Source organism: Methanogenium sp. MK-MG, assembly GCF_009914725.1.
GTDB lineage: Archaea > Halobacteriota > Methanomicrobia > Methanomicrobiales > Methanomicrobiaceae > Methanogenium.
This window is the reverse complement of sequence record NZ_JAAAWJ010000023.1, coordinates 23,069-29,068: the sequence shown is the minus strand read 5'-3', so window position 1 is coordinate 29,068 and position 6,000 is coordinate 23,069. Positions and strand designations below refer to the sequence as shown.

Below are 6,000 nucleotides of genomic sequence, written 5' to 3'. Positions count from 1 at the left end.
TAGGTACCGAATGAGTACGTGCAGAAAATTATTGACCGATCTTTGAGTGGCTGGATAGGGGTTTCCAGTGGAAATATTCCTTAACCGATGACGTATGGAGTCGGTTCAGGGCATTGATCTGATCATCGGGGGCCACGACCATCTCGTCTGGAATGAGACGGTCACATCCGGTGACGGCACAGAGACACTGATTGTTCATGCCGGAAAGTACGGCGAGGAGATGGATACGGTTGATATGACGATTGAAGACGGTGTCGTTACCAAAACCGTCATTGAGCGATACGAAATCTCTGAGGATATGCCTGATGATGAAGCGATCACTGCGTTTGTCACACCCTATTACGCAGATTATACGGAGAGTCTTTCAGAAGGCATCGGTTATTCGACCGTTCCTCTTGACGTCCGGAAGAATACGCTGAGAACAGGGGAGACGAATGCGGGAGATTTTGTAATGGATACTGTTCGCAAGAACATGCCCGGTGTTGATATTGCACTTATTAATTCAGGATCAATACGGGGCGACCGTATCATTCCGGCAGGAGAAATATCATATCTTACCCTGAACGAGATGTTCCCCTACGAAAATCTGATGGTAACGGTGCAGATGACAGGCAGTGAGATAACAGAGACGCTTGAGTGGTCTGCGTCCGCACTTGTCGTTTCAGATGACGGCTGCCCCAGAGCGGACCGGGCGCCTTCGGGAGCATTTTTACAGGTTTCAGGACTGCGGTTTGCGATCAACACCGGAGCTGATACCCGCTGCATTGACGATGAGACGGCTACGGTCACATCAGCAGGAGAGAGGATTGAGCACCTGTCGGTGGTGACCGCATCCGGCATTATTCCGATAGACATGGAACAGACATACACGGTTGCCGTCACCGACTACATCTCCGGCGGGGGTGACGGCTATACGAACCTTGAACAGATTCCGGATGACAGGAAATTTGCCACCGGGATGAACCTGATCGATCTCGTTGCAGATGAAATTGAAATAAATTCTCCGGTCTCGACGGAGACGGACGGGAGGATTCGGGTTTTGTGATGATATAGGAATTTTTGAGTGAAAAACCGGCCGGATGCATATCGTATGCGGGGTACTGCCTCGCCACTGTTTTTTGTAACCTTTTGTCCGGCCTCTTTGACACACTGTTTTTGACCCCCCGTTTGGGGGAATCGGGGGGCAAAAAGAACGTATTTTTGTTCATTATTTACTGCCGGAAAATTACGCATATTCTGCCGGTTATTTACTCAAATAACGATAGATTGTGGACTATTGAGCAGTCGCTGTTGGTGAGTATTTTGAGAGGATGTTATGGGGTATCTCCAGGTGATAACGACCCGCTCCGGGCCGCTGTGTGGACGTATTTTTCCGGGCCGCAGGACTACAGGATGGATCATTTAAGCGACATTTGCCCTCTGATGTCGGGTTTTTGCCCAAAATAGCGAAATCTGCAACGGATGCCAGCCGGGAATGTTCCTGAAAATACGTAATCGGATATATATATATATATATTATACCAACCACCTCAGCCAGTATAATGAATGAACGAACCACCCGTCAGAGGATGTACCCAAAAGATCTGATGATTGTGATCGTCATCTCCCTTGGTTCATTCATGGCAGGACTTGACGCCACCATCGTTAATATCGCTCTCCCCTCGATATCCAAAGCATTTGACATCTCAACCGTGACCGTGTCCTGGGTGCTCAACGCCTACCTGATCATCCTGGTCAGCCTGCTGCTCGCTGCATCCCGTCTGGGTGACATCAAAGGATACCGCAGGGTCTTCCTGACAGGATTTGCTATTTTTACCGTGGGATCAGCCCTGTGCGGACTTGCCCCCACCATCAATATCCTGATCATCTCCCGCATGGTTCAGGCAATCGGCGGGGCGATCATTGCCGCACTGGGGGCAGTCATGGTCACCAGCTACCTTGCCTCCTCTCTTCGCGGACAGGCACTCGGCATCGTGGCCATGTTCACCATGCTCGGCGCTGCTCTGGGTCCGGTGGTCGGGGGATTTCTTACCAGCGCCTTCTCATGGCGTGTTATTTTTTATGTCAACCTCCCGGTAGGCATCATTGCCATCGTGCTGGGCCTTTACATTCTCCCCCGTCTGAGCCCTGTTACCCCCGAAGCAAAACTCGATCTCCCCGGCGTGGCATTGATATTCGTCGCACTGGGCACACTAATCTACGGCCTCACCTCACTTCTTGGAGCATCGGCAATGAGTGCTGTTCTTGCCCTGATCGTATCCGTGGTTTTCTGGGCCCTCTTCTCCCTACGGGAGCGACGGGCAGCAGAACCCCTGATCGATATGCGTCTCTTTTCCAACAGGTCGTTTTCACTGCAGAATGTCAGTGTCATGCTCATCCAGATGGGCATGGCAGGGGTGATGATCCTGATGCCATTCTTCCTCGAGATGGTAAAACAACTCCCGACCGACAACGCCGGAACCATCCTGCTGGCCCTCCCCATCGGAATGATCCTCACATCCCCTATCGCAGGCAGATTCTCAGACGTCATCGGCACAAAAAAACCCATCATCACCGGGTTTGTGATCTGTGCCGTGGCCCTTTTCTTCCTCTCCACACTGGGTCCCTACACCAGTGTCGGCCATGTGGAAGTCTACCTCTTCCTGCTGGGAGCAGGCACCGGCATTGCCTATGCCCCCCTGAACAGTGCCATCATGGGAGAATCCGCCCCAAAAGACCGGGGCACCACCTCAGGTCTGATCAAGATGATGACCAACCTGGGATCTTCTCTCGGCGTCGCCCTTGTCATGCTGGTGGCCGCCGCTGCCATGGGTCCAAAACTGGCGGATGTCTCTGCACATACCATCCCGCCCGTTGAGCTTGCCGGAGCATTCGATATCACATTCCTCTTTCTCATGGGAATTGAGATCCTGGGAATGGTGCTGATGCTCTTTGTCAAAGAAAAGATGAACGGCTACAGCACTGACGGGGAACCAGTGGCCGGGTTTTAACCGGGGGGAAGGGGAGATGCACATCCGAATCGATACAGTCAGAAAGAGCAATCGAAAATCATCCTTTTTTTACCCTGTCACAGAAAAAAACAATAGAGCGAAGACATCCGTTTCCCGGTAACGGGAATGATTGATGTCCACGAAGAGGTAATGGCATGAAACACGACATGAATCTGATACGTAACATATTACGCTCCGTTGATGCGAATGAAGACAAGGATGCGATATCAGGAATACAGATTGACGGTCACTCCCATCAGGAGATTGCCTACCATGTCATGCTCCTGAATGAGGCGGAAATCATCCGGGCAGATATGCAGTGTGATGAGGGTTCAAACATTCCCGAAGGGTATGAAATTTATGCAATCACACGGGAGGGCTACGCATTCCTTGATGCCTTCTCTGATGACAGACTGTGGAAGAAGGCGAATACCATGATCGGCGATATCGGCGAAGCACCCATTCACCTCGTTATCCCATTATTCATGGAACTGATTAAGGCTCGCATCATTTAATCCCTGTCTCAAAATCTCTATCATAAAACAGGGGTCTGCCAATGATGATAGCAATGGAGTGATGCAGCAGGTCGGCGCAGGTTTCCCCATCCGGAACACTCTTTTTTAAACCAAATCCACTGTGATCCCACTTCAGAACCTTTGTGTTCCCATTTCGGAAACATTTTGTTCCCGTTCCAGAAACTATTTGTTCCCGGAACGGAAACTAACTCAATGTGATACACCATGCCTGAGTCATGCCTGACGGAAATATTTAAAACAAAAGAGAGAGTGCGTATCCTCAATTATGTCTCAACGCGGGAGCATGTCACCGCCACCGACATGATCAGGGGAACGGGAGCGTCAAAGGCCTTCGTATCGCGGTATCTCCATCTTCTTGTTCGTGCGGGGCTGCTTGCAAAGGAGAACCGCACCTATCGCTGGCAGACGACCGCTGAATCTACTGCCATCAGACGCCTGATGAACATCGAACTGCTTACGACCACCATCCCCCACCTCCCGGACTGGGCGGACGGAGTTGGCGTCTACGGAAGTTTTGCAGAAGGCACCAACACCATTGAGAGTGACATCGATATCTGGGTGCTTCTCCCGGTCTATACCATGGAATCAGAACTCCTTATCGCACAGCTGGAAAAAGAGATCCGCACCGGCACCGGTTATGAGACGCACATCCTGATCCTTACCAAAGATAAACTGTCACATCTCAAAGAACACGACCACCCGTTCTACACCACCCTGACAGCATCCTCCATTACCATCAGAGGTGAATCACTTGTCAGCAATTGATGACTGCTTCAGAAAGAACCTTCTCCGACGTGTCCCACCCTCAAAAAAGAAGGCGGAAGATTCCCTCACCCTTGCCGAGTCATACCTCGAAGAGTCGAAGAAGACCGCAGCTGCAGGAGCACGGAAGATCAGCATTAACGGAGCATATCTGGTGTGGTTCCATGCCGCACGGGCCGTCCTGTTCCGGGACGGAATCCGGGAAAAAAGTCATTACTGCATTGAGAGGTATCTGGAAAAGTATGTTACCACCGGACATCTGGAGGAACAGTGGGTCACTCTCTTCTCCCGTATGCGAACCCAGCGGCATGAAAATCAGTATGGGTTCGGCCCGGATCCAACAGCTGAGGAAGTCGCATCCGCGATAGAATATGGAGCAAGGTTTTTGGCACGGATACGGGTTCTCCTTGCAGATACGACCTGATAAAACGGATTGAGCAGCAGATCCTGCACGTGCGGATACCTTTCTCACCACGGATCTGTTTCCAAACAACCACCAACCGGCGCAACCCGGCATGCGCTTCGACCTGATCCAGTGCCACGCCCTGCTGCATTTCTGCCAGTGGGACAGGGATGAAGTGGGGAGCATCACTTCTTTTTTGACCGGGAAGTCTACCGGGAATGGATGGAGAAGGCCGATGTCTGGCTTGATGATTCGGATGACGATGAGGGAAATAATTCCGGTCCTGATGTTTTCAATTTTGCAGCAGGTTTGCAGCACGGAATTGCAAATGATGAGGCATCAGGAAAAAGTCTGTTCTGATGAGCATTCTTCAAAATTTGTACAATATAGAGATATATGTACAGATACTAAGGGAACTTTACATGAATCTGGGGGAACATTCACCAAGGCTGACTCGTATGGGGGAACAGACCACTCTCTCTATGATCCGGGAATGTACGCAAACAAAGACCGGGCCCCTGAACGCACGCCGCCATTATTATCGATTGATAAAAAACGAGATATTTCCGGCCCTGTAGAAATCCTCTGAGAAAACAGAGACCAGAACTTCATCGTAGGTCTCTCAACCGCGGAATGTAGATTCTTTTCCGGGGTTGGTCACCCGGATGTGCTATTTTTTAACTCCTGCAAGCTACGATATACAATTCGCATTACTCTGGGCAAAATGCCAATTATTGGATTAAGAAACGGTTAAATACCCCCAAAACCTGTTTGCGCCTGGAAATATTTTGTCCACACAGAAGCCCGGAGAGGGCTGATCTCAGTCGAGACAGCCCATATATCCTCCCCAAAATATCTGATAATAGTGACCCCTTAATGGTCTCCAGTAAATCGTAATTTTAGCAAATAAAAGGTATTGCAGCCGCCATTTCCCAGCAGGGAAAATGAGCAAAAAATACGTCTGTTTTACCCTTGGATTCCCAAACGCAGGGGGTCAAAGAGGGGCAAAAAACAGGGGTGATGCAGTATTAATCAGGTTTCTGATATTCATCGGATGATTTTCTCCTGTGCGGATCTTTTCTTTCCCTTCGTAGCATTTCTACAGAGCGATATTTCCTGATATCATCACAAAAATAAACTGAATAAAACTGCAAAACAACCAGGTGTCTCTGGGGCACTGCACGCTCTGTAACAAAAGGACCGGCCGTCTGTCATTCGCGGGAGCAGCGGGCGAGTGTCCGCGAAGCCTGTTATGGGTGCCACAAATAATTTTCAATAGTTAATAAACTGAACAAAGATTCCCATTTCT

General features: G+C 50.0%; 6 protein-coding genes. All 6 read left to right on the top strand.

The window, feature by feature from the left end:
- The first annotated feature begins 94 nt into the window (after nt 1–94).
- A complete protein-coding gene (locus tag MKMG_RS05380) occupies nt 95–1,045 on the top strand; it encodes a bifunctional UDP-sugar hydrolase/5'-nucleotidase (RefSeq protein ID WP_165076406.1) in 951 nt (316 codons plus the stop codon).
- Between the two features lie 496 nt (nt 1,046–1,541).
- The gene (locus MKMG_RS05375) at nt 1,542–2,990 is read left to right on the top strand and encodes a DHA2 family efflux MFS transporter permease subunit (protein WP_165076405.1); all 1,449 of its coding nucleotides are present in this window, start codon (nt 1,542–1,544) and stop codon (nt 2,988–2,990) included.
- 155 nt (nt 2,991–3,145) lie between these two features.
- Nucleotides 3,146–3,505, top strand: coding sequence for a DUF2513 domain-containing protein (locus MKMG_RS05370; RefSeq protein ID WP_165076404.1), 360 nt, complete (start codon nt 3,146–3,148; stop codon nt 3,503–3,505).
- Nucleotides 3,506–3,730: 225 nt separating this feature from the next.
- Entirely contained in the window at nt 3,731–4,291 is a 561-nt protein-coding gene (locus MKMG_RS05365; RefSeq protein ID WP_165076403.1) for a nucleotidyltransferase domain-containing protein, read from the top strand.
- Complete coding sequence (locus tag MKMG_RS05360; RefSeq protein ID WP_216842875.1) at nt 4,278–4,712, top strand: HEPN domain-containing protein; 435 nt, start codon at nt 4,278–4,280, stop codon at nt 4,710–4,712. The genes MKMG_RS05365 and MKMG_RS05360 overlap by 14 nt, the downstream gene beginning before the upstream one ends.
- A 91-nt stretch (nt 4,713–4,803) precedes the next feature.
- Nucleotides 4,804–5,280, top strand: a complete 477-nt coding sequence (locus MKMG_RS05355; RefSeq protein ID WP_165076402.1) for a hypothetical protein — start codon at nt 4,804–4,806, stop codon at nt 5,278–5,280.
- Nucleotides 5,281–6,000: the final 720 nt, after the last annotated feature.